Raw genomic sequence first — 249 nt, forward strand, 5'->3', positions numbered from 1 at the left:
GTATAGGCTTCATCACGCTTTTGCTCAGACACTACGCCGTCTTCAAATAGGTTATCTACTCGCTGGTAGGTTTTTTCTGCCAATTTAGAGGCTGCTAGTGCCTTTTGCCATTGATCTTTAGCAGCTGATATTTCTTGGCTGCGTGCGCCGTTTTCAGCTTGCTCTGCGATGGCTGACGCGGCTTCTTGTCCGGCTTTTGCTTGTTCCAATTTGGCGTCTAATTCTGGACTAGTAATAGAAAATATCAGC

Annotated in this window: 1 pseudogene; it reads right to left on the minus strand. The window is 46.2% G+C overall.

The window, feature by feature from the left end:
• Nucleotides 1-209, minus strand: a pseudogene (locus tag Q4528_RS15155) (HlyD family secretion protein); the annotation flags it as partial.
• Nucleotides 210-249: the final 40 nt, after the last annotated feature.

The organism is Staphylococcus pasteuri (assembly GCF_030547725.1).
Taxonomy (GTDB): domain Bacteria; phylum Bacillota; class Bacilli; order Staphylococcales; family Staphylococcaceae; genus Staphylococcus; species Staphylococcus pasteuri.